Source organism: Rhizobium sp. WSM1274, from assembly GCF_025200775.1.
Lineage (GTDB): Bacteria > Pseudomonadota > Alphaproteobacteria > Rhizobiales > Rhizobiaceae > Rhizobium > Rhizobium leguminosarum_I.
In genome coordinates, this window is record NZ_CP104139.1 from 295,103 (window position 1) to 317,536 (window position 22,434).

At 60.1% G+C, this 22,434-nt stretch carries 19 protein-coding genes and 1 pseudogene; 12 read left to right on the forward strand and 8 right to left on the reverse strand.

What is annotated here, in order from left to right; genetic code table 11:
- Positions 1–138: 138 nt before the first annotated feature.
- The 6 genes from N2600_RS25640 (at position 139) to N2600_RS25665 (ending at position 6,658) form a co-directional block, all read left to right on the forward strand.
- Positions 139–1,437, forward strand: a complete 1,299-nt coding sequence (locus N2600_RS25640) for an ABC transporter substrate-binding protein (protein WP_162115876.1) — start codon at positions 139–141, stop codon at positions 1,435–1,437.
- 170 nt (positions 1,438–1,607) lie between these two features.
- Complete coding sequence (locus N2600_RS25645; RefSeq protein ID WP_162115877.1) at positions 1,608–2,537, forward strand: carbohydrate ABC transporter permease; 930 nt, start codon at positions 1,608–1,610, stop codon at positions 2,535–2,537.
- Positions 2,534–3,376 (forward strand): carbohydrate ABC transporter permease, encoded by an 843-nt coding sequence (locus N2600_RS25650; protein ID WP_012755199.1) that lies wholly within the window; start codon positions 2,534–2,536, stop codon positions 3,374–3,376. Before N2600_RS25645 ends, N2600_RS25650 begins: the two co-directional genes overlap by 4 nt.
- A 40-nt stretch (positions 3,377–3,416) precedes the next feature.
- Positions 3,417–4,655 carry an ROK family transcriptional regulator gene (locus N2600_RS25655; protein ID WP_260299280.1) on the forward strand — a complete coding sequence of 413 codons (1,239 nt, stop codon included), beginning with the start codon at positions 3,417–3,419 and terminating at the stop codon, positions 4,653–4,655.
- Between the two features lie 64 nt (positions 4,656–4,719).
- Entirely contained in the window at positions 4,720–5,574 is an 855-nt protein-coding gene (locus N2600_RS25660; RefSeq protein ID WP_260299281.1) for a sugar phosphate isomerase/epimerase family protein, read from the forward strand.
- 22 nt (positions 5,575–5,596) lie between these two features.
- Complete coding sequence (locus N2600_RS25665) at positions 5,597–6,658, forward strand: ABC transporter ATP-binding protein (RefSeq protein WP_260299282.1); 1,062 nt, start codon at positions 5,597–5,599, stop codon at positions 6,656–6,658.
- Between the two features lie 171 nt (positions 6,659–6,829).
- Here N2600_RS25665 and N2600_RS25670 read toward each other — a convergent pair whose 3' ends face one another.
- The 5 genes from N2600_RS25670 to N2600_RS25690 form a co-directional block, all read right to left on the reverse strand.
- Complete coding sequence (locus N2600_RS25670; protein WP_260299283.1) at positions 6,830–7,303, reverse strand: ProQ/FinO family protein; 474 nt, start codon at positions 7,301–7,303, stop codon at positions 6,830–6,832.
- Positions 7,304–7,574: 271 nt separating this feature from the next.
- Positions 7,575–8,108 (reverse strand): TetR/AcrR family transcriptional regulator, encoded by a 534-nt coding sequence (locus tag N2600_RS25675; RefSeq protein WP_260059629.1) that lies wholly within the window; start codon positions 8,106–8,108, stop codon positions 7,575–7,577.
- Positions 8,109–8,292: 184 nt separating this feature from the next.
- Positions 8,293–9,237, reverse strand: coding sequence for an aldo/keto reductase (locus N2600_RS25680; protein ID WP_260299284.1), 945 nt, complete (start codon positions 9,235–9,237; stop codon positions 8,293–8,295).
- Positions 9,238–9,431: 194 nt separating this feature from the next.
- Positions 9,432–10,961: an MFS transporter gene (locus N2600_RS25685; RefSeq protein ID WP_260299285.1), complete on the reverse strand. Its 1,530-nt coding sequence runs from the start codon at positions 10,959–10,961 to the stop codon at positions 9,432–9,434.
- A complete protein-coding gene (locus N2600_RS25690; RefSeq protein ID WP_260299286.1) occupies positions 10,954–12,195 on the reverse strand; it encodes an HlyD family secretion protein in 1,242 nt (413 codons plus the stop codon). Before N2600_RS25690 ends, N2600_RS25685 begins: the two co-directional genes overlap by 8 nt.
- Before the next feature lie 414 nt (positions 12,196–12,609).
- Here N2600_RS25690 and panC point away from each other — a divergent pair.
- Positions 12,610–13,520 (forward strand): annotated as a pseudogene (gene panC / locus N2600_RS25695) (pantoate--beta-alanine ligase).
- The gene (panB, locus tag N2600_RS25700; protein WP_260299287.1) at positions 13,517–14,338 is read left to right on the forward strand and encodes a 3-methyl-2-oxobutanoate hydroxymethyltransferase; all 822 of its coding nucleotides are present in this window, start codon (positions 13,517–13,519) and stop codon (positions 14,336–14,338) included. The pseudogene panC and the gene panB overlap by 4 nt, the downstream one beginning before the upstream one ends.
- A gap of 21 nt (positions 14,339–14,359) precedes the next feature.
- On the opposite strand, the gene N2600_RS25705 is transcribed toward panB, so the two are convergent.
- Positions 14,360–15,274 (reverse strand): hydrogen peroxide-inducible genes activator, encoded by a 915-nt coding sequence (locus N2600_RS25705; protein WP_260299288.1) that lies wholly within the window; start codon positions 15,272–15,274, stop codon positions 14,360–14,362.
- 143 nt (positions 15,275–15,417) lie between these two features.
- Here N2600_RS25705 and katG point away from each other — a divergent pair, with 143 nt between their 5' ends.
- A complete protein-coding gene (gene katG, locus N2600_RS25710; protein ID WP_260299289.1) occupies positions 15,418–17,598 on the forward strand; it encodes a catalase/peroxidase HPI in 2,181 nt (726 codons plus the stop codon).
- Positions 17,599–17,661: 63 nt separating this feature from the next.
- On the opposite strand, the gene N2600_RS25715 is transcribed toward katG, so the two are convergent.
- Both N2600_RS25715 and N2600_RS25720 read right to left on the reverse strand, forming a co-directional pair.
- Entirely contained in the window at positions 17,662–18,072 is a 411-nt protein-coding gene (locus N2600_RS25715; protein WP_222296283.1) for a type II toxin-antitoxin system VapC family toxin, read from the reverse strand.
- A 164-nt stretch (positions 18,073–18,236) separates the two neighbouring features.
- Positions 18,237–19,211 (reverse strand): zinc-dependent alcohol dehydrogenase family protein, encoded by a 975-nt coding sequence (locus tag N2600_RS25720; RefSeq protein ID WP_260299290.1) that lies wholly within the window; start codon positions 19,209–19,211, stop codon positions 18,237–18,239.
- Between the two features lie 50 nt (positions 19,212–19,261).
- Between N2600_RS25720 and N2600_RS25725 the strand changes: the two genes are divergently transcribed.
- Genes N2600_RS25725 through N2600_RS25735 form a run of 3 tightly spaced genes read left to right on the forward strand, consistent with a single transcriptional unit; the run spans position 19,262 to position 22,420 of the window.
- Entirely contained in the window at positions 19,262–19,678 is a 417-nt protein-coding gene (locus N2600_RS25725) for an acyl-CoA thioesterase (RefSeq protein WP_017967760.1), read from the forward strand.
- A gap of 29 nt (positions 19,679–19,707) precedes the next feature.
- A complete protein-coding gene (locus tag N2600_RS25730; RefSeq protein ID WP_260299291.1) occupies positions 19,708–21,237 on the forward strand; it encodes a class I adenylate-forming enzyme family protein in 1,530 nt (509 codons plus the stop codon).
- Positions 21,215–22,420, forward strand: a complete 1,206-nt coding sequence (locus tag N2600_RS25735; RefSeq protein WP_260299292.1) for a thiolase family protein — start codon at positions 21,215–21,217, stop codon at positions 22,418–22,420. The genes N2600_RS25730 and N2600_RS25735 overlap by 23 nt, the downstream gene beginning before the upstream one ends.
- Positions 22,421–22,434: the final 14 nt, after the last annotated feature.

Sequence of the window (22,434 nt, forward strand, 5' to 3'; positions counted from 1 at the left end):
CAACCTCCCAGGTTCTGGCTCCCAAGCTGTGGCTTGACATCAAATCAAAGTAACTTAATCTAATTAATGCAGCACGGAAATGAGGAGAGGTCAACTGACCGCCAGGCTGTATCCGTTCAAATGGGGAGGAGACCCATCATGAAGAGCGCCACCGTCAGCGCATTTGCGCTGAGCACTATGTTGTTTTCAGCATCCGTTTCATTTGCCCAGGAACTTGCCACGAAAGACAGGATCGGCCTTGCCGATGCGCCAAAATCCCTCGTCGTCCGTCTGACGAACGACAGTCCCAACAATTCGGATCCGGCGATCGCCGAGGGCTACCAGAAGCTCTTCGTCGATTTCATCAAGAAGCATCCGGACTGGAAATTGCAGATGCAATTCATGTCCTCGGACATCGGTACCGAACAGGCCAAGATGCTGGAGCAGGCCAAGGCCGGCAACGCGCCTGACTGCGCTGCTGTCGACTCCTTCGTCCTCTCGCAGTTCATGGTCAATCATGTGCTTGCGGACTTCACGCCGTATTTTTCCAAGGAGGAAGTGGACGACCTGTTTCCCTTCATTCGCAGCGGCATCACCGATAAGGACCAGACCGTCCGCGCCTGGTGGTGGGATACGGACCTTCGTGTGCTCTACCGCAACAAGTCGATCGTTGCCGATGCGCCGCAGACCTGGGACGACCTGAAAAAGGCCGCGCTCGCCTCCACCAAGGAAGGCATGGAAGGTGTTCTCTTCAATGGCGGGCGCTGGGAAGGGACGACGTTCGACTGGCTCGCGAATTATTGGGCGCTGGGCGGCAAGCTCGTCGACGACTCGGGCAAGCCAGTCTTCGGCGAAGGCGAAAACAAGGAGAAATTCCTGAAGGCGCTGAACTATTTCAAGGATCTCGTCGATTCGGGTGCCGCGCCCAAACGCGTCAGCACGATCGCGAACTACGACGATATGAATGCTGCGGCCGCAGCGGCGACGACGGCGCTCTTCATCGGCGGCAACTGGCAATATGCGCAGCTGAAGGCCACGCTCGACGAGGACGAGTTCAACAAATGGACCTTCTCGCCGATTCCCGGCCCTACCGCCGATCAGCGTTCGACCGGCACCGGCGGCTGGACGATCGCCTCCTTCAGCAAGGACAAGGACAAGGTCGAGATGTGCGCCAACCTCGCACGCGAGGTCTATATGGGGCCGGCAAACGCGCTGCAGCAGCAGTTGCCGACCAGGAAATCACTGTTCGACAAATATGAGGTCTTCTCCACCGAAGCCAACAAGACCTTCGCCAAGGCTCTGGTTGACGGACAGGCGCGCCCGGGTGTGCCGATCTATCCTGAAATCTCCAACCAGATCCAGATCATGATGGGCGACGTTCTCTCCGGGACCAAAAAGCCGGAAGACGCCTTGAATGCCGCCTTTAACGCGGCGCTGGAGGCTTACAAGCGTCTCTAGTGTTTCCGACTGTGACGGCGCCTGCCCGCTAGGCGCCGTCGACCTACAGCGTCGCGCGCCTTTTCACGCGCAAAAGGACGCTGGAACACGTTGAATCTACGCATCGTGCTTTCCGAAAATCGATTCCGATTTCGGGCCGATGCGCGAGCCAACCCGGACAGAGAAGCTTAATGAGCCCCATTGCCATCGAGGTTGACAGCCCGCCTCAAAGCAGATCGTTCATGCGCCGTTTCGCCGGTGCGCCGCTGCCCTGGATCATGCCCGTGATCATCGTCATCGGCATCTTCTACCTTTACCCCGTCATCGACGTTTTCAGGCTTTCATTCACCAATGCCACGCTGATCGGCGACAATCAGGATTATACGCTGGGGTCGATCACTAATGCGTTGAGCTCGCCGCAGCTGCCAGACATATTATGGGCAACCTTGATCTTCGTCGGCGGCAGCGTCATCGGTCAGCAGATTTTAGGCCTTGCAGTCGCCGTCGTGGTTATCCGCGGTGAGAAGCGTGGGCTGTTCGGCACCACCATTTTGAGGACAACGGCGCTAGTTGCGTGGGTGGTCCCCGGAATCGCCGGCGGTATCATCTGGCAGATGCTTTTTTCCGAAGCGCCTTATGGTGCGTTGAACAGCATTCTAAGATTGATGCACATGCCGACGGTCGCCTGGCTCTCGGACCCTGCTATTGCGCCGTGGTCGACCCTCATCTCCAACATATGGCGCGGCACGGCATTTTCGATGGTCGTCATGTATGCGGCGCTGAAGTCGATCGATCCCTCACTCTATGAAGCCGCCGAGGTCGACGGCGCGACGGCATCGCAGCAGTTTTTCTTCGTCACGCTTCCGCAGCTGCGCGCGGCAATCCTCGTCAACATGATCCTCATTACGATCCAGACGGTGAATACCTTCGATGCGATCATCACGCTGACGGGCGGCGGTCCGGGGCGCGCGACCGAGGTCATTTCGCTCTACGTCTTCAATATCGTCTTTAGAAACTACGACCTGTCCGGCGGCAGCGTGCTCTCCGTGCTCATGCTGATCATCAGCCTCGGGCTCGCCTTTATCTATGCGTCGTTCCTGCCGAAGGAGGAAGAGCAATGAACGGACGGACCGGAACACGGCTCGGCGATGCCATGAGCTATCTTTTCATGCTGGTAATGTTCGTGTTCTTCGCCGGCCCCCTCACCTATCTCCTGTCGATGGCAATGCGTGACAAGCGCGAGATCTATCGCGGCGCGGCGCGATATATTCCAAACAATCCGACCATCGACAATTTCATCACCGTCTTGAACAACAGCTACTTTCCGATCTATCTCTGGAACGGCCTCAAGCTTGCCGCCCTCAGCGGACTGGGCGTCCTGATCGTCGCTCTGCCTGCCGCATACGCTTTTTCCCGCTTTCAATTCCGGGGCAAGGGCCTGTCGATGATGGGGCTGCTGCTCTTCCAGATGATCTCGCCACTTGTGATCATGGTGCCGCTTTACCGCTACATGAACCGTCTGGGGCTACTGGATACGCATTTTGCCGTGGTCATGGTGTATATCGCGCTTGGCGTTCCGCTGGCGACCTGGCTTCTGAAGAGTTCGGTCGACGGCATCCCGCGCAGCCTCGACGAAGCGGCCATGATCGACGGCTGCAACAGGTTTTCCGTCTTCTGGCGGATCATTCTGCCATTATCGGCGCCGGGCATAGCCTCCGTCTTCATCATCACTGTGATTGCCGGCTGGTCGCAATTTTTGGTGCCTTTTCTGTTGCTCACGAAAAATGATCTGATGCCGATCGGCGTCGGGATCTTTAACTTCCGCGGCATGCAAACCGACTCCTCCATCCAACTGCTTGCCGCCGCCTGCCTGATCGCAGTCGTTCCGGCAATCGTCGCCTTCCTGTCGCTCCAACGGCTGATCCTCGGTGCGATGACCAGCGGCGCGGTCAAGGGATGAGGAGCGGTTTAGTCTTTATGCACAAGGAAGGATTTCGGGCATGAACCAGACACTCGGCGCCAGGCTGTCCCCGGATCTGACCGGCGCCAATGTCGAAGATGCAGGCGAGCACAACAGGGCTGTCGTCCTGCGCTGCATTCATCGCCAGGCGCCGATTTCGCGCGCCGAAATCGCCAGGCGGACGGGTTTTACCAAACCGGCAATCGCCCGGATCGTCGATCGTCTGCTGGACGAGGGCCTGATCATGGAAGCCCGCCGGAGGCATGGGCTGAGAGGCCAGCCGGCGATCGAACTCGAAATCAATCCGGATGCCTGTTTTGCCATCGGCATCAATATCGATCGCGACCATCTGACGATCCTGGCCGTCGATGCCGTCGGCAACGTCCGCGCCCGTGTGCATCATGAGAAACGTTTCATCCTGCCGGCGGAATTCCTGCAGCTCACCGCCGATGCGATTTCGCATTTCCAGCGCAGCCGGCTCATCGACGACGCGCGCCTTGCCGGTATCGGTCTGGCGATGCCGGATTGGCTTGGCGAAATTTCGCTCCTCGGCAAGCCCGACGCCTATCAGGAATGGACTGCATTCGATGTACGCACCGCACTGGAGAACCTGACACCCCATCCCGTCTTCATCGAGAATGAAGCCAATGCCGCAGCCCTGGCCGAACTCGATTACGGACTGGGTGCTGAAAGTAGCAGCTTCTTCTACGTCGCCATCAATCCATGCCCGGGCGGCGGCCTCGTGCTCGACGGCAACGGCCATCGTGGCGCCATGGGCCTCAGCGGTGAAATCGGCTGGCTGCCGATCGCCGACAGCGGTGACGGGAAGGCCCATAAGGTCCAGCTTCTCGGCGAGATATTCTCGCTGTTCTTCCTCTATGATTTCCTTGCGAAAAACGGCGTCGAAGTGAATGTTCCCCACGATCTCCTGACGCTGGATGCGCATGGCAGGCGCCTCGTTTCGCAGTGGCTGAAGGAAATGAGCGCGCATCTGGCCGTCGCCGTCAAGCATATCGGCATGGTCGTCGACCCCGACGCCGTCCTCGTCGGCGGCCGATTGCCGATCCGCATCGTCGACGAGTTGCTGCGTTATGTGCACGAGCATCTCGATGCCGAGGACCCCAACCTGCCCTCGCTTCATCGCGCCTCGCTCGGAGAGGATGCCTCTGCCATGGGGGCGGCGGTCATGCCGATGGCGGCGGCCCTCATGCTCGCATCGGCTGACCCTGCTCAACGCACACGCTCGCCACTCAAGAACATGGACCGCCTGAACAGTTGAAACGTCGGCAAGGCCCAGGGATTTTGGTGAAGATCGGGATTTTGGTGAAGATGGGAGGATTTTGGTGAAGATCGGCTTTTACACATCGACATTCAACGATCGCCCGCTGGGGGAAGTGGTGGATTTCGCCGCATCGGCCGGGTTCGACGCCATCGAGATCGACATCGGCGGCCATATCAAGACGCCGGATCAGGTGGAGGCCGCCGTCGCGCTGGTGCGCAGCCGCGACCTCTTCGTGTCGTCGATCACCTATTTCGGCAATCAGCTCGATGCCGACCGGGGAAAACGAACGGCACTTCGCGAGACGACCGCGGAATATGCGAGCGCGATCGGGCAAGCGGGCGTCCCGATCTTCGTGATCTTCCCGGGCCGGGACGACACCGCAAGCGACGAAGCCAATTATGATGACTTCGCCGATTTCGCCAACGGGCTGATCGCGAAGACACAACCGTATGGGCTCACCATCGCAATCGAGAACTGGCCGGGTCCGAAGGATAATTTCATCGGAACGACACCCAAAGGATGGCAGGAGCTTTTTCACCGGATCAGCGATCCTCGTTTCGGGCTGGAATTCGATCCCTCCCACCTCATTCGCATCGGCGTCGATCCCTATCAGGCGATGGAGGGGGTGAAAGATCGCATTGCCATCCTTCATGCCAAGGACATGGCAATCGATCCGGAGAGGCTGCAGGCTGTCGGCTATCACGGCAAGGGCTGGTGGCAATACAAGCTGCCCGGGCTCGGCCTCATCGATTGGCCGAGGTTTCTGCGCCAGGCCAGCAGGGCTGGCTTCGACGGCACGCTGTCGATCGAACATGAGGATGCCGCCTATGGCTGGCCGGGCAAGGACTTAGCCGCGCGGAAAGACGGCGAGCGCCTCGGCCTCGATTATATGAGAAACGTCCTGAGCGGACTTTGATGGCAATTTCGGGAGGACGGTAATGGCCCATGTTTCGGTCAACAATGCTCGCAAGGATTACGGCGCGTTCAAAGCCATAAAAGGCGTCTCGGTCGATATCGGCGACGGCGAGTTCGTCGTTCTGGTCGGTCCCTCGGGCTGCGGCAAATCCACGCTTTTGAGAATGATTGCGGGCCTCGAGGGCATCACCTCGGGGCAGATCCAGATCGGCAAGCATATCGTCAACGAGCTTGCGCCCAAGGACCGGGACATCGCCATGGTGTTCCAGAACTACGCGCTCTACCCGCACATGACTGTTGCCAAGAACATGGGCTTTTCGCTGCGGCTGAAACGAATGCCGAGGACGGAGATCGATCAGCGGGTCGGCAACGCCGCGAAGATCCTCGGCCTCGAAAGTCTCCTGGAGAGATACCCCAAGCAACTGTCGGGCGGCCAGAGGCAGCGTGTGGCGATGGGGCGGGCGATCGTGCGCGACCCGGCCGTCTTCCTGTTCGACGAGCCCCTGTCTAACCTCGATGCCAAGCTCAGGGTGCAGATGCGCTCGGAGATCAAGGAATTGCATCAACGGCTGCAGGCGACGACCATCTATGTCACCCACGACCAGATCGAAGCCATGACCATGGCTGACAAGATCGTCGTCATGAAGGACGGCCTGATCGAGCAGTCGGGTTCTCCGCTGGAATTGTACGATCGTCCGAACAATCTTTTCGTGGCCGGCTTCATCGGCTCCCCGGCGATGAATTTCATCAGTGGGAACATGACGGAAGAGGGGTTTCGAACCGCCGACGGTCTGCTCCTGCCAAGCGAGCGTCGTGCGCCTGAAGCCGTGACTTACGGCATTCGCCCCGAACATATCCGATTGGACCGAGGCGGCATCGAGGTAACGACGGTGGTCGTCGAGCCCACGGGTTCGGAAACGCTCGTCATCGTCCGGCTGGGAACGCAGACGCTGACCTGCGTCTTCAGGGAACGGATCAGGGCAGCCCCCGGCGAGGTGCTGAGGATTGCGCCAATCCATGATGCGGTTCACCTGTTTGCCGGAAACGAGCAGCGGATCACATCAGGCGAAGCGCCGTTGAACTGACCCGGCCGATTGCCCCTCCCCTTCGGTCGGCGCCAGCCGGGGGCGCGTTTTCCGCGCCCCCGATGCGGCCAAGCTCAGAGAGCGACTACGTCGCCCTTGTGAATAACGGTCGCATGACCAGGTACCCGCAATGACGGCAAGCCGGATATGAGACGCTGATATCACCCCGCTCTAGCTGGCGGCGTTCCTTTTGCCGAGGAGGGCTGCGCGGATCTGTTCGCTTTTGCTCAACAGGGGAGCGGGAACCGGTACTGTCTGCTCGGACGCGTCTGTCTTGCCGGTGGCCTGCTTGAGGCTCAGGAAGCGTTTTTGCGCGACCAGCCGGTCTTCGGACGACAGTGGTTCGACGGGTTCACCGTCAAGACTATGGCGCATGGAACCGGGCTGGGCGCTGGCGAAATAGTAGCGCCGGCAGTGGACATAGGCCGCGGTCGCGCGCCGCAGTGTCGTGACGCCAGCATCGGGCTTCAGGAGCGGGCGGAGTTCGTTGAAAAGGCCGACGGCAAAAGGAAGGACAGGATCTCCCGCCTTGGCCGGAAGGACGCCCGCCGGCCGGATCAACAGCACATTGATCGCGTTTGCCTTCTCCACGTCGAGCTCGGTTGCCGCAATCGGTCCGCGGCTGATCTTCCAGGGCTTGTCCATGCGTCCTCCATATAACGTCCATAACGGCCGACTGTGATGGTTTCTTGACGGCAGGGCGAGCAACGGAAGTCGCACATCGTCGTTTCCACTGCAAGCCGGTGGGATGCGACATGAGAGCCTATAGGAATTCAACCCCCAAACGACTCCTCGCGAGGAACCGAATGCAGCAAACCAATCTCTGCTGGGATCAGTCCTTGAAAAAACGGACAATTTCACCGTGTTCGGCCATAAATCTCGGCCAGGCCGGACAAGGCTGGCGGTGGCACGACGCTCAGGACTGAACGTGTCGTGGGACACCCGAGATCTGCATCATGACAGGCCCAATTGCGTCTTCGTCATGAAGTTCGCCGATCAAAAGTTTAAACCAGCTAAACCCCACCCAAAGCGAGACCTTGTCATCGACCTCCTCGAGGCATATTTCGCCGCGGGCCGCGCCACTGGTCAATATATGCCTCACGTCGGCAGTGCGGTCCGGAAGGAACTTGTCGCGCAGTGCTCCCAACGCCTCTTCGGTGCCTTGTGCCTCCGCGATCAATCCCTTCAATGCAGCTCCGGCCGGGTGGGAGGACCAGAAACGCCACAGACTCGTCGTGTACTGCACCAGCTCTTCGACCAAGTTCCCGACGTCGGGCACCGTCACAAAAGTCGATCGTTCCATCGTATAGATCGCGATAAAGAGATCTGCCTTCGTGGGGTACCATCTGTAAATGGTGGTCTTTCCCGCTCCAGCTCTTCTCGCGACTTCTTCGACAGAAAATCCCGCGTAACCCTTCTCAGAGATGAGTTCCCTCGCGGCTGCCAGCACTGCGGCCTCCGCCTCCGGATTGCGACGCGATCCGATAGAGGTTCGTTTTCTTGCCGAGACAGCATTTGGGGTCGTGATCATTATTCAGGCGTAGCCCAAGTCGATGTCACCGATCAACAGGCAATGGGGAAGAACCTATGGCGGACGCCTCAGGAGCGTTTCGGAAATCTCGCCAAACTCCCGCTCACTGACTGCCTTGAGTTGGACCGGCCCGAGGAATGAAACCCGGGACTCCAGTTTCGACGACTCCGTTGAAGCGGATGTTCGTCTTTATGCCATCTCGGATCTGCTGCATCGCGTCTTCCGGCAATGCGGAAAGATCAAAATTCTCCCTGGTCCGGCTGGATGTGACCGAGGTGGTGAGGAAGGCAGTGCCGCGCTGCACTGCCCAGGCCAGCGCAACCTGCGCCGGCGTCTTATTGACCCGATGAGCTATTGCCTTAATGACCGGATCTTCGAGCAGATTGGGCTCCATGCCATGCCCGAGAGCCGCAAAGGCCAGCAGGACGATCCCGTGCTCTCGACAAAAGTCAAGCAACTCCCATTCCGGCAGGTACGGATGCGACTCCACTTGCACCACGGCCGGCTTGATCCGCGCAACCGCGACAATGTCCTTCAACTTTTCCAGCGTAACATCCGACAGGCCGATGGACCTGCACCTGCCACTGTCCACAAGCGCCTCAAGTGCGCGCCAGGTGTCGATTAGACTCACTCCTGAATCGTAAATGACCTCGCCGTGTTCGTCCCTTGGATCATTCTCGTCGCCGGGTTGAAAGGCGAAAGGGGTGTGGATGAGATAACAGTCGACATAATCGACCTGAAGACGTCGGAGGCTCGCCTGAAATGCAGCAAGCACCCGCTCTGGACGGTGATTGGTATTCCAGAGCTTGGTCGTGACAAATACATCTTCGCGCCGGACAGTGCCAGCGGCGAGGGCGTCGCGCATCGCCTCTCCGACTGCGTCTTCATTGCCATATCGTTCCGCGCAATCGAGATGCCGGAACCCAGCTTCAAGCGCTGCGGCAACGGCACGTTTGGTGGTGGCAGGATCGGGAATCAGCGTACCGAAACCCAATGCCGGAATCGAGGTCGCGCCGTCGGAGAGGGGAATTCTTTTGTAGCGGAGCATATGAGCGGGTTCCATGTTAAGTCCCTTGATTTAGAGTGGATGATGATTGAGCGCGAACGCTTCCTGGCGTCTGAATGCCGAACGACGGCTGCACATGCGCCGCCTTCTTCATGAAGAAAGCAACCGACTGGTCGTCGACGACACTTCCCTAATGCACGGACAATCGCGACCCCAATACGGCGGCGCGGGATCGTTTATCGTGTCGTCAGCGGATGAGAGGGGGATGGCGCCATAAGCGAGACGACAACCAGCCCCGCAATCGCGGCCGCAAAGGTGATCCAAAAACCATCAATGTAGGCTTGGGCGCTCGCCTCCCTTTGCACCAAGCCCGCCAGCACGCCGACACCCCGCGCCGCCGAACCTGAACCGAGTTGCGTCAATGTCGTATTCCACCCGGGCGTCGCACCCGTGACATGCGAGCCGATAAGATATGAGTGCAGTTGCTCCCGCTGCCGTATCCAGGTGTTCATCGTCGTCGTGACAGTTTCCGAGCAGATTAATCGCATGACCTGTACATATGCGGTGAGCGATATCGCCCTCGCTGGATTTACATTGCTGAACAACGTCGCGACCGCGGCCAGAAATACGGTTTCTTCACCGAACGTCTGAAGGATGACGATCAGCCGGAACTCCGGCAGCGACCACAAGCTGGTCAACTGCGTGCCAAGCCACGCCGATAGAGCGAAGCAGATGAACCCGATCATCAACGTGGCACGCTGCTTGACCGTCTGGACAAGGGCGACCGCAGCGATAGTTGCGCCGGCCAGAAGGAGAATTGCATAAGGTGCGGCAAAGTCACCAATTTGTTCCGGTCGCAAATGTGCCACCGCAATCAAGAAGCTCGGCTCCAACAGAGAACTTCCGAGACTCGCCGTCATAAAGCAGCCAATAGCGGCGAAACCCAGAGCGATGTTTCTTGCGAACAGGATCGAGATGTGCGCCCAGGGATACTGTACGCGAGCCTCGTGCCACAGGAAGATGCACGCGAGAAACGCCGTGGCGAGAAGCAGCGAGATGATGAAGCCGGATTGAAACCAGTCCAATCGATTGCCTTGGTCCAAAGCAACGTAGAGGGTCGTAAGAGCCACGCCAAAAATAGCCATTCCACCCCAGTCGGCTCGATTGAGGAGCACACGGTCGACCGGCGTCGGCTTGCCGCCGTACCAGAAGAGGATGCCAATCAGGGGGCCGACAACTGCGCCCTGCCAGTACAGCCACTGCCACCCTATCGTCTGCGTATAGCTTCCGGCCGCATACAAGCCGAGATTTTGCGCGAATGGGATTCTCAAAACGTAAAATGCCAGTGCGAAAATCCAGAATTTTCGGTCGATGTTTCGAAAAGCCGTCATGAGCGTCGCGCCGACGAACAGGCCGAGCAAAACCGCTCTTAAGGCGTGCAGTGCGGCCAGCATTTCGAAGTTGCTGGAGAATGGTATGAGTAACGAAATTGCGGAATAAAAGATGGTCGGCGCGATCATTACTCTTTTAACCCCAAAGACCGCGATCAACCATCCGACGCTCGGAGCAGCCAGAATCTGTGGAGCGGTGGCGAAGGTGCCAAGCCACGCCCCCTCGTCAAAGGTCAAGCCAAAAGCGCCTCGCAGGTCCGGCAAACCAGTGCTTACTGAACGTATGTCAAAGGCAGTTAATATGGACGCCATGAGCAAAGCGACCGCGACGAATCCTTGGCGTGGCAGGTCGTTCGGATGATTCATCCTAGACATGATGGTCGGCCTTCGTGGAGATATGGGTTATAACCGACATACCAGGGCGAAGGCGGTCAAAGTTCGGCTGGTTCGGGTCGAGTTCGATCCGAACCGTCAGGCGTTGAGCGACCTTCGTGAAGTTGCCGGTCGCGTTGTCGGATGGCAGCAGCGCGAATGTCGATCCGCTTGCGGGCGAAATTCTCGAAACCGTCCCATGCAGCTTTGCCCCGGGCAATAGATCGACCGATATGTCGACCGCTTGTCCTTCCCGGACCATTCCCAATTGGTTTTCCTTATAATTCGCAAGGATATACACCTGAGGGAGCGGAACGATTGAGATCAGGCTTGTGCCGGCGCTGACATAATTTCCACGTTGCGCGTTTCGTTTGGCGACCACGCCATCGACGGGTGCGCGCACATTGGCGTAGCTCAACTCAAGCTCACGCGCGGCGACATCCGCAGCAGCAGTGTCGACATTGGCCTCAAGGACCTCACGCTGCTTCGACAGCACGCCAAGCTTGACTTGTTGGGCAACGACTGTGGCTCGCGCCGTTTTCGAACTCGCCAATGCACGCCCGCGCGCCGCAGTGGCCTTTTCGAGGGTCTGGATCGAGCTTGCCCTGCCGTCGATACCAAGACGTGTCTGTCGTTCCAGTTCCTTGCTCGCCTGGATCTCATCCGCCTTCGCGGCCTCCTGCTGTGCAAGTGCGACATCGATCTGGGTAAGCTGGAACGAGCGCTGGGTGTCGTTGTCCCCAAGCTGCGCCTGAGCTGCATCCAGCTTCGCCTTCGAGGCGCGGAGAGCAACTTCGTACGGCCTGGGATCAATCGAGAACAGGAGGTCTCCAGCCTTGACATGGGAATAGTCATCGATCGAGACCAAGTCGATGGTGCCGCTGACGCGAGCGCTGATTGAGGATATGTCCGCGTAAACTGCAGCGTCCTCGGTGGACTGCACCGCACGTCTTGCAACCCACCAATCCCAATTTGCCCCGGCCGCAACGACGGCTGCAAGGGCTATGACGATTGCCGACACTGGGACAATGAGTGACCCCGCAGATGCCAAGACTGGCGGCGCAAAGGAGTGTCCAGGCGCGACGACCTCTACCTGAGGCGCGGCCACCAGGGCAGTGACATTGATTCCAGATCTTTCATCCATTTCGTTCTTCTTTCGCGACCACGACATCTTTTCATCCGTTCGCAGGACGGTCCGTTTTTTAACAACCCGGCTTTCTCCGCCGACAGCTACCAAGCCATCCTGCCGCTCGGGCTTCACGGCCCACAGGTGACTCGATCTGATAGTTGACTGCCCCATCGCCATTCCTTCGTTTGGGACCGCGTGTCACTTCGAGCGAGAAACCTGACTTCATATAAACGCTACGTATCGTTTTATCAAGCCCGTGAACAGTCAACCCGTTTTGGGCCGGTGTTAATGAGAAAATGAATCGTGTCACTCGACCTTGCGTCCATTTGGGACGCTAGCCCCGCGAGAGCGGAGCGGAAATTGTACTTAGGTGTCGTGCTGGAGGGCAGCCTCGTTCTATTCCGCAAAAAGGTCAGCCGCCGATGCGTCTAATCGTTTTTATCGAGAAATATGCATTGACCTGCCGCATCGATTACACTTCATATCCGCGCCCAAGATGGAGTGACCGGCCGGGGAGGATATATGCGGGTTTTCTCGAGCATTGACGAGCTGCGCCACACGCTCGACGCGCTGAGGCGGCAGGGGCGAACCGTCGGCCTTGTTCCGACCATGGGCTATCTCCATGCCGGTCATATGGAGTTGGTCGCGCGCGCTCGCGCCGAGAACGACATCGTCGTCGTTTCGATTTTCGTCAATCCGCTGCAGTTCGGTCCGACGGAAGATCTCAGCAAATATCCGCGCGACCTGGAACGCGATGCCGCCATGCTGAGACAGGCCGGCGTCAATTTCCTTTTTTCACCTGGCGTCGAGGACATGTATCCGCACCCGATGCTTGCTGTCGTCGACGTTCCCGATCTCGGGCGCGAACTCGAAGGAGCGGTCCGGCCTGGGCATTTTGGCGGCGTTACCACGGTCGTCTGCAAGCTGTTCAACATCGTGCAGCCGCAGACCGCCTATTTCGGAGAGAAGGATTACCAGCAGGTCGTTATCATCAAGCGCATGGTAGAGGATCTCGCCGTGCCGGTGCGCGTGATATCCGTGCCAACGGTCAGGGATAGCGATGGCCTCGCATTGTCCTCGCGCAACGTCTATCTCAGCGAGGTCGAGCGGCGTGCCGCGGCGATCGTCCCCCAGACCCTCGACGAGGCCGAGCGTCTGGTGGCCGGCGGCCTTGCCGATCCGGTGGAACTCGAGGCAAAGCTCACGGCGTTTCTTAGTCGCGAGCCTCTGGTAAAGCCCGAGGTCGTCGCCGTCAGGGATGCCTCAACGCTGCAGAAGGTCACGTCGATCACAGACCCTGTCGTCGTGGCGCTCTTCGTTCGGGTCGGCTCGACAAGGCTTCTCGACAACAGGGTCGTTAGTGACAACCGATGATCGGGAACAACAGGGTTGTCGGCGGGCGGGGCCTGCCGGGAAAGGGAGTGACCAGATGAGCGCGGCAGGAATTCAGAAGCGCCTCACGCCAGCGCGCATTTCAGCCATGAAGGGCGGCAAGCCGATCGTCTGCCTCACCGCCTATACGACGCCCATGGCGCGGCTGCTCGATGAGCATTGCGACCTTCTGCTGGTCGGGGATTCGCTCGGCATGGTGCTCTACGGGATGGAAAGCACCATCGGCGTCACGCTCGAGATGATGATCGCGCACGGCAAGGCGGTGATGCGCGGCGTCGGCAAGGCGTGCGTCGTGGTCGACATGCCGTTCGGCAGTTATCAGGAATCCAAGGAGATCGCCTTCCGCAACGCTGTCCGCGTCCTGCAGGAAACCGGTTGCGATGCCGTCAAGCTGGAGGGCGGCGAGGAGATGGCCGAGACTATTGCTTTTCTGACCAAGCGAGGGATTCCGGTTATGGGCCATATCGGCCTTATGCCGCAGCAGGTCCAAACCGCAGGCGGTTATCGGTCCGTCGGCCATTCCGAACACGAGACGTCGAAAATCCGTCGCGATGCCCACGCCGTTGGCGGCTCAGGAGCCTTTGCCGTCGTAATCGAGGGCACGGTGGAGCCGCTCGCCCGCGAGGTGACGGCCGCCATGCACGTTCCGACCATCGGTATCGGCGCTTCTTCCGCCTGCGACGGTCAGATTCTGGTTTCCGACGACATTCTGGGTCTTTTCAATGATTTCACCCCGCGCTTCGTCAAGCGCTACGACGAACTCGGCAAAAGGATCTCGGCCGCCGCCGCGGCTTATGCCGAAGAGGTCCGATCGCGACAGTTTCCGGCAGCGGAGCACACCTTCAAGCGGCGATCCTGACGCGAGACGATGAAAGCTCCATCACCGCACGATATAATGCTCGCGCATGGTTTCGGCCGAGCGGCGGACCGCCTCGGAAACCTGCTGGAGCTGTTTGGCCATGGGCGTCGAATTGCGCCAGATCATGCCGATCGTTCGCGACGGCTGCGGAGACTGAAAACGGGAGATCGAGACATGCGCCGAGCGCGTTTCGAGGGGAACGGCCATCTCGGGAATTAAGGTGATGCCGATACCGGCGCTGACCATCTGGACCAGGGTGGACAAAGAGCTGCCTTCCATGACTTCCCGGGGACGGGCCTGCCCTATCTTGCAGAACGACAAGGCCTGATCGCGAAAGCAGTGGCCTTCCTCGAGCAGCAGCAACCGCATTTCGCGAAGCGCCTCGCGTTCGGGCACCGGCTTACCCTCGTCTTCGGGCCGCCGGACCAGCACGAACTCTTCCTTGAAGAGCTCGAGTTCTGCCAGGGAGGGTTCCGACACGGGCAAAGCAACGATTGCCGTGTCCAACTGGCCTTGCGCCAGCTCCTGAACCAGCTTCGACGTCTGCGTTTCGCGCACTTCGATCTGGATTCCCGCAAAGCTCTTGTTCAGGTCATTGATGATGGCCGGCAACAGATAGGGCGCAATCGTCGGTATGATGCCGATGCGCAGCCGCGTCAGGAAGAGATCACGCGCCGCCCGCGCCAGCTCCGCAAGCTCGTCCACGCCACGCAGGATATCGCGGATCCTGAGAGCCACGGTCTGACCGAAGGCGGTCAGCTTCACCTCACGCGCGTTGCGCTCAAAAAGCTCACCGCCCAATTCTTGCTCAAGTTCTTTGATCTGCATTGACAATGCCGGCTGGGAGATCGCACAGGCGTCGGCAGCGCGCCGGAAGCGGCCATCTCTTGCCAGTGCTTCAAAATACCGTAGCTGTTTCAGGGTAAGGTTCTTCATAACTTCATCTTATCGCGACGATCAGTAAATCCAACTTAAATTTATGAAGCGCTTCCGATATGAAGACTTCAGGGAGAGAGTGGGGCGCCAGCTCGGCTCATCTTTTTGGACCGAAGACAGATCAAGCAATCAAGGAGACGATCATGGACAACCCCACTGACAGCGCAGGCAAATGTCCTGTTGCACATGGCAATACGCATCGCGGTAGATCCAACCGCGACTGGTGGCCCAATCAGCTGAACGTGCAGATTCTTCACCACAATTCCGGCCGCGCCGATCCCATGGGTGAGGCGTTCGACTATGCCGAGGAGTTCAAGAAGCTCGATCTCGACGGCCTGAAGAAGGATCTTCACGCGCTGATGACGGATTCGCAGGATTGGTGGCCGGCCGATTTCGGCCATTACGGCGGCCTGTTCATCCGCATGGCCTGGCATAGCGCCGGCACCTACCGCATCACCGACGGCCGCGGCGGCGCCGGTCAGGGCCAGCAGCGTTTTGCGCCGCTGAACAGCTGGCCCGACAACGTGAACCTCGACAAGGCCCGCCGCCTGCTGTGGCCAATCAAGCAGAAATACGGCAACAGGATCTCTTGGGCAGACCTTCTGATCCTTACCGGCAATGTCGCGCTCGAATCCATGGGCTTCAAGACCTTCGGCTTTGCCGGCGGCCGCGCCGACGTCTGGGAGCCGGAAGAACTCTACTGGGGTCCTGAGGGTACCTGGCTGGGTGACGAGCGCTACAGCGGCGAACGCGAACTGGCAGAGCCGCTTGGCGCCGTGCAGATGGGCCTCATCTATGTCAACCCGGAAGGCCCTAACGGCACTCCGGATCCGCTGGCGTCTGCCCGCGACATCCGTGAAACCTTCGCTCGTATGGCGATGAACGACGAAGAAACCGTGGCACTGATCGCCGGCGGGCATACCTTCGGCAAGACCCATGGCGCTGGCGATCCCTCGTTTGTCGGTGTCGACCCGGAAGGCGGCGAGCTCGAAGCTCAGGGCCTGGGCTGGATCAGCAAGTTCAATACCGGCGTCGGTCGCGATGCCATCGGTAGCGGCCTCGAAGTGACCTGGACCCAGACGCCGACCCAGTGGAGCAACTACTTCTTCGAAAACCTGTTCGCTTTCGAATGGGAGCTGACCAAGAGCCCGGGCGGCGCGCATCAGTGGCAGGCCAAGAACGCCGACGCCTCCATTCCGGATGCCTATGATGCATCGAAGAAGCATCTGCCGACCATGCTGACCAGCGACCTGGCGCTGCGTTTCGATCCCGTCTACGAAAAGATCTCGCGCCGCTTCCTGGAAAATCCTGCCGAGTTCGCCGACGCCTTTGCCCGCGCCTGGTTCAAGCTGACCCACCGCGACATGGGACCGAAGGTGCGTTATCTCGGCCCGGAGGTTCCGGCCGAAGACCTGATCTGGCAGGACGTGATCCCGGCCGTCGATCATCCGCTTGTCGACGATAAGGATATCGCCGACCTCAAGGCAAAGGTGCTAGCAACCGGCCTCACCGTGCAGGAACTGGTCTCGACCGCCTGGGCGTCCGCCTCGACCTTCCGCGGCTCCGACAAGCGCGGCGGCGCCAATGGCGCGCGCATCCGTCTTGCCCCGCAGAAGGATTGGGAGGTCAACCAGCCGGCGCAGCTAGCCAAGGTCCTCCGCGTTCTCGAAGGCGTCCAAAGGGACTTCAACGCCGCCCAGGCCGGGGCCAAGAAGATCTCGCTCGCCGACCTGATCGTCCTGGCCGGCGCAGCCGGCGTCGAGAAAGCGGCAGCGGCCGGCGGTCATGCCGTCAGCGTGCCGTTCACGCCAGGCCGTATGGACGCCTCCGAGGCACAGACCGACGCGCATTCCTTCGCGGCGCTCAAGCCCCGCGCCGATGGTTTTCGCAACTATATCGGTGGCCGGCAGTTCATGAAGCCGGAAGAGGCCCTGGTGGACCGTGCGCAGCTGCTGACGCTGACCGGACCTGAAATGACCGTTCTCGTCGGCGGCCTGCGTGTGCTGAAGGCCGGCGCACCCGAACATGGCGTCTTCACCTCCCGTCCGGAAACGCTGACCAACGACTTCTTCGTCAACCTGCTCGACATGGGCACGCAGTGGTCCCCCGCTGCCGGCAAGGAAGGCGTTTACGAAGGGCGTGATCGCAAGACTAACGACGTCAAGTGGACCGGCACCCGCGTCGACCTGATCTTCGGCTCGCACGCGCAACTGCGCGCCTTTGCCGAAGTCTACGCCCAGTCCGACGCCAAGCAGAAGTTCGTCAAGGACTTCGTCGCGGCCTGGACCAAGGTCATGAACGCCGATCGTTTCGATATCGTCTGATCGGCAGCATTTTGCCCGGGCGCCGTTTCGGCTGCGCCCGGGCATTTTTTTTGGAGACCGGACCTACCGCCCGACCGTCCAGTCCTCGACACGCAGACCATCGACGCGGCGGAATTCCCCGACATTGTTGGTGGCGAGAACCAGATCCCGGGTCCTGGCCTGAGCGGCGATCAGAACATCAAAGGGACCGATCGTCGTTCCCTTTGCCGCCAATGCGGCACGGATCTCCCCAGCGGCCAACGCATCCTCATGCTCGAAACCGACAACTGAGAAATCCGCCACGAACAGGCGCAGGGTTTCGAGATTGTAGGAAATTTTTGCGCTTTTATAGGCGCCATAATAGAGTTCGTGCATCACCACGGTCGACAGCCCAATCGATCCCTCGTCGCTGTCGATCACGCTCTTCAGCAGTGTTTCGGATTTCCTGCCGATCAGGGCGATCACCGCATTGGTGTCGATAAGATGCGTGATCACTTGAACAGGTCCTGAAGACCCGGTCTCTCCTGCTCCCTTGGCTGCTCTCGCCCTTCCGCCATGAAATCGTCGCTGAGGCCGCGCTCCAAGGCGCCATGCAACGATGCCCACCGCATGCCGCGATCGGCCAGCCTCAAAACGTTGTCGCGGCCTGCTCATGTTCGTTAGGCCAGCAGCACTTTGCCGCCCGTCCGGAACGGAACGGCGGATCCCAGTGCTTCACTGACCTTTTCCAGAGGAAACACCTCCCGCACCTCGGTGGCGATGACCTTCGAGGCGATCTGCGCGGCGAGCTCGGAATAGGCCCGCTGGACGTCGCTCATCGCTTCGGAATGAACCCATTCCCGGAGGTGACAATAGGAAAAGGCAATATCGGGATGTGACATCCAGAAAGAAGCCGGTATGCCCTGCCCCGAAAGCAGACCGTAATGCACGAAGTGTCCGCCGGGTTTAAGCGCATCCGCGAGGATTGAGGCGTGCGCGCCTCCGACGCAATCAAGCACCGCGTCGAGCCCATGCCGGCCGGCGAGCCCGGCGACCAGATCGCTTTCGCTTTCCTCCCTGTCGACGATGACAGCCTCGACCCGGCCGCGCAGGCGCTCAAGCGATCCTTCGTTGCGGATGATGGCGATCGGCTCCACGCCCGCGCTATTGGCGAGACCGATCAATATCGCTCCGATCGAAGAGGCGGCGGCATTGATGGCGATGCGCATTCCCGGCCTCAGCCCGATCTTGGCATGCAGCATCAACCAGGCCGTCATCGGATTGACGTAACTCGTCGCAGCCTCGAAATCGGTGAGCTCGTCTGGAACACGCAGGCACCAGCCTGGATCAGTGTCCTTAAATTGCTGCCAGCCGCCGGCGCTGCGCACGGGCAGCACGCGTGTTCCGAGGGGAAGCCCATGAACCTCCTCGCCGCACTGTTCGACCACGCCGAAAGCTTCGAAGCCGGGAATGAAGGGCAATGTCGTGCGTCCGCTATAGGCTCCCGATATGGTGATGATATCGGACGGATTGATCGCCCGCGCCAGCAGGCGCACCCTCACCTGGTCGCGCCGCAGCGGCGGCAGCGCCGCCTCCTCGAGTTCGACAACATCCTGAGCCCGGCCGAATTTGCGCACGACTGCCTGATATTGCATTGCATCCCCCACACACTGCGATTAGATCACTCCGTCGAATTGGTGATCGAATGAGCGTTGACGACAGGCCTTTAGCATTGTTCCGGGTCTCGATGCGAGACATCGACATCTATGGTCACGTCCACAATTCCCGTTATCTCGATTATTGCGAGGATGCGGTCGTCGAATTCCTGCGGCAAGGGCAAATTCTCAGCCATTTCCGTCACACCTCCTCCGGCGTTGCCTATCACGTGAAGAAGGCGGAGATCATCTTTCATAGCCCGATCGACCTCGATGATGTCGTCGAGGCAAAGGTGGACGTAGAAAAAATCGGGCGCACGAGCCTGTCCTTTGCCATAGGACTCTTTCGCCAGCGCGATGGCGCCCATTGCGCATCGGCACATTTCGTCTGGGTCTGCGTCGGCCTCTCCGACAGCCGCCCGACGCCGATCCCCGAAGCGACCAGAGCGGCTCTGTCTCCGGGCTGATTGCCGATCATTCAAACCAGCGGGTGTCCATGCCGATCCATGCGCAGCTTCTTCGACATGCAAGGGAGACACCGGACAAACCGGCGCTGGTGATCGACGGGCACTCGCTCAGCTACAGCGAGCTCTATTTGCGCGCCAAGGCAATCTATCGGTTTCTCCAAGATCTCCCGCGCTCGAACCGCCGCATGCTCCATCTGCCCGGTGTGGAGAAGCTTGCCGCTCTCAGCCTTGGCAATCACATCGGCTTTGCCCAGTATTTTGCGGCGGCCACCGCGTTGCCGAACGCCTGTGCGGTCATCGACCCGATGATGCCGGTGGAAAGGATCGAACGCATCATCGAGCGCCTGGCGCCTGACGTTCTGATCGTCGACGACAATGCTGGGCCGAGCGCCGAAATTGCCCGAAGACTCGGCATTCCCGTTGTCGCTGCCGGAGCGGAGGCCTTCGACCTTGCGTCGACGGAAGGTAAAGCCGAGTTGCCGGTCGATGCCGACAAGACCTTTCTGATCGGCTTCACGTCAGGGACCACCGCCGAGCCGAAGGCCTATTATCGCTCGCGCGAACAGTGGCGCCGGAGCCTCGATCGGGGACGCGGCGTTTTCGAACTCGAAGACGCGCCGTCGACAATGTGCCCGGGAGCCCTCGCGCATGGCCTGGCGCTTTATGCACTGGTCGAAGCTCTTGATGCCGGGGCAACCTTCCATTCAGTCCGGAAATGGGACCCCCTCGCGGTCGCAAGCACGCTCTCCTCCTGGCACATCGAGCGGCTGGTCGCCGTGCCGACACATATAGCCGGCATTGCAAGGGCGTGGGCAGGCGAACCCGCTCTGACGTCCTTGCGCGACGTTCTGACCGCCGGCGCAAAGCTTGACAGGAACCGGCTCGAATCCATGCGTCGCCTGTTTCCGAAGGCCCGTATCCGGGAATATTACGGCGCATCCGAGCTCGGTTTCATGACCGTCTCGACCCTTGTCGGCGGCGAGATCGATTTTCCGATCGAGCGGGTGGGGCAAGCCTATCCCGGCGTCAAAATTTCCATTCGTGACCCCGATGAAAACGACGTCGGGACCGATGTGGCCGGAACCATATTCGTCGACAGCGACCTGATCGCGGATGGATATCTTTGGGGCGACGACGGTCAGGCGTTCCGGGTCACGGAAGCGGGAGCGACGGTCGGAGATCTCGGCGAACTCGATGCCAATGGCATACTGCGGGTGATCGGCAGGGCGGGCGGCATGATGATATCAGGCGGCAACAACGTTTATCCCGCCGAAGTCGAGAGCGCGCTCAAAGCCTGCCCCGGCGTAGAAGATGCCGTTGTCTTCGGGCTGCCGGACGCCTATTTCGGTCAACGGATCGTCGCTGTCGTCTCGGGAGAGATGACGGACCCGAAAATCCTGGCCGATCATTGCGCGCGGATGCTCGCCAGGTACAAGATCCCCAAGCGATTTTACCATATAAGGTCCTGGCCGATGACAAGCAGCGGCAAGATCTCGAGGGGACAAGTGGAGCGGGCGGTGGTTTCGGGAGGCGATTTTGTCGTACGCCTATCAGCCTGACGGGGATTGGCAGCCGGTCGTGGTTGCCGCCTATCGGTCGCCGATCGGCCGGGCGTTCGGATCGCTGTCGACCGTCGCAGCAGAAGACCTGCTGGCGCCGATCATCCGCCGGATCGTGTCCGAAACGGGAGTTGCACCCAACACCATAGACGACGTGCTGGTGGGCAATGCGGCGGGCGGCGGCGGAAACATCGCGCGGCTGGCAGCGCTCACCGCAGGTCTGCCCATGACGGTTCCGGGAGTGACTATCGATCGGCAATGCGGCTCGGGCCTGGAAGCGATCATCATGGCAGCCCGACTGATCCAGGCGAATGCCGGCGCATGTTTTCTCGCCGGCGGCGTCGAGAGTGTCAGCACCGCGCCATGGCGCGTCGAAAGACCAAAGCCGAATGGGGCGCTGCCCCGCTTTTACGGGCGCGCCCGGTTTTCGCCTGACGCGATCGGTGACCCGGAAATGGGAATTGCCGCCGAAAACGTCGCCAGGCAGTTCGGCATATCGCGTCAGAGACAGGATGAATTCGCCTTTCGCAGCCACCGGCTCGCCGTAACGGCGGCCGAGGCGGGCATCTTTCGGCCCGAGATCGTCGACATTTCCGCCAGCCACGGTTTGATCGAACGGGACGAGTGCCCACGTGCGGCTACATCCCTCCAGGCGCTCGCAAACCTCCGGCCGGTCTTCCTGGCCGATGGTTCGGTAACAGCCGGCAATGCCTGCCCGCTGAACGACGGCGCCTGCCTGGTGCTCGTTATGAGCCGCGGCATGGCGAGAAGCATGGGCATCGAAAAGGGCCTTGCCTTCATCGACAGCGCCGCTGCCGGCGTTGACCCCAACCTGCTCGGCATCGGCCCGGTCGCCTCGACCAGGAAGCTGCTGCAGCGTCAGCCCGGGCTCTCGCTCTCCGCCATCGATGCCATCGAATTCAACGAGGCCTTCGCGGCCCAGGTTCTGGCATCGCTGGATCAGCTCGATATTCCTGCCGACACGATCAACAGGAACGGTGGAGCCATTGCCTTGGGCCATCCTTTCGGGGCCTCCGGCGCAATCCTCGTTACCCGCCTGTACAGCCAGCTGATCCGCAACACCGGGGATGGCTGGGCGCCCGGTGCGACTGCCCTGGCGATGATCGGCATCGGCGGAGGCATCGGGCTGACAGCCATGTTCGAGGCTACCCAGCTTTCCTGATCCGCCGAAGGCGC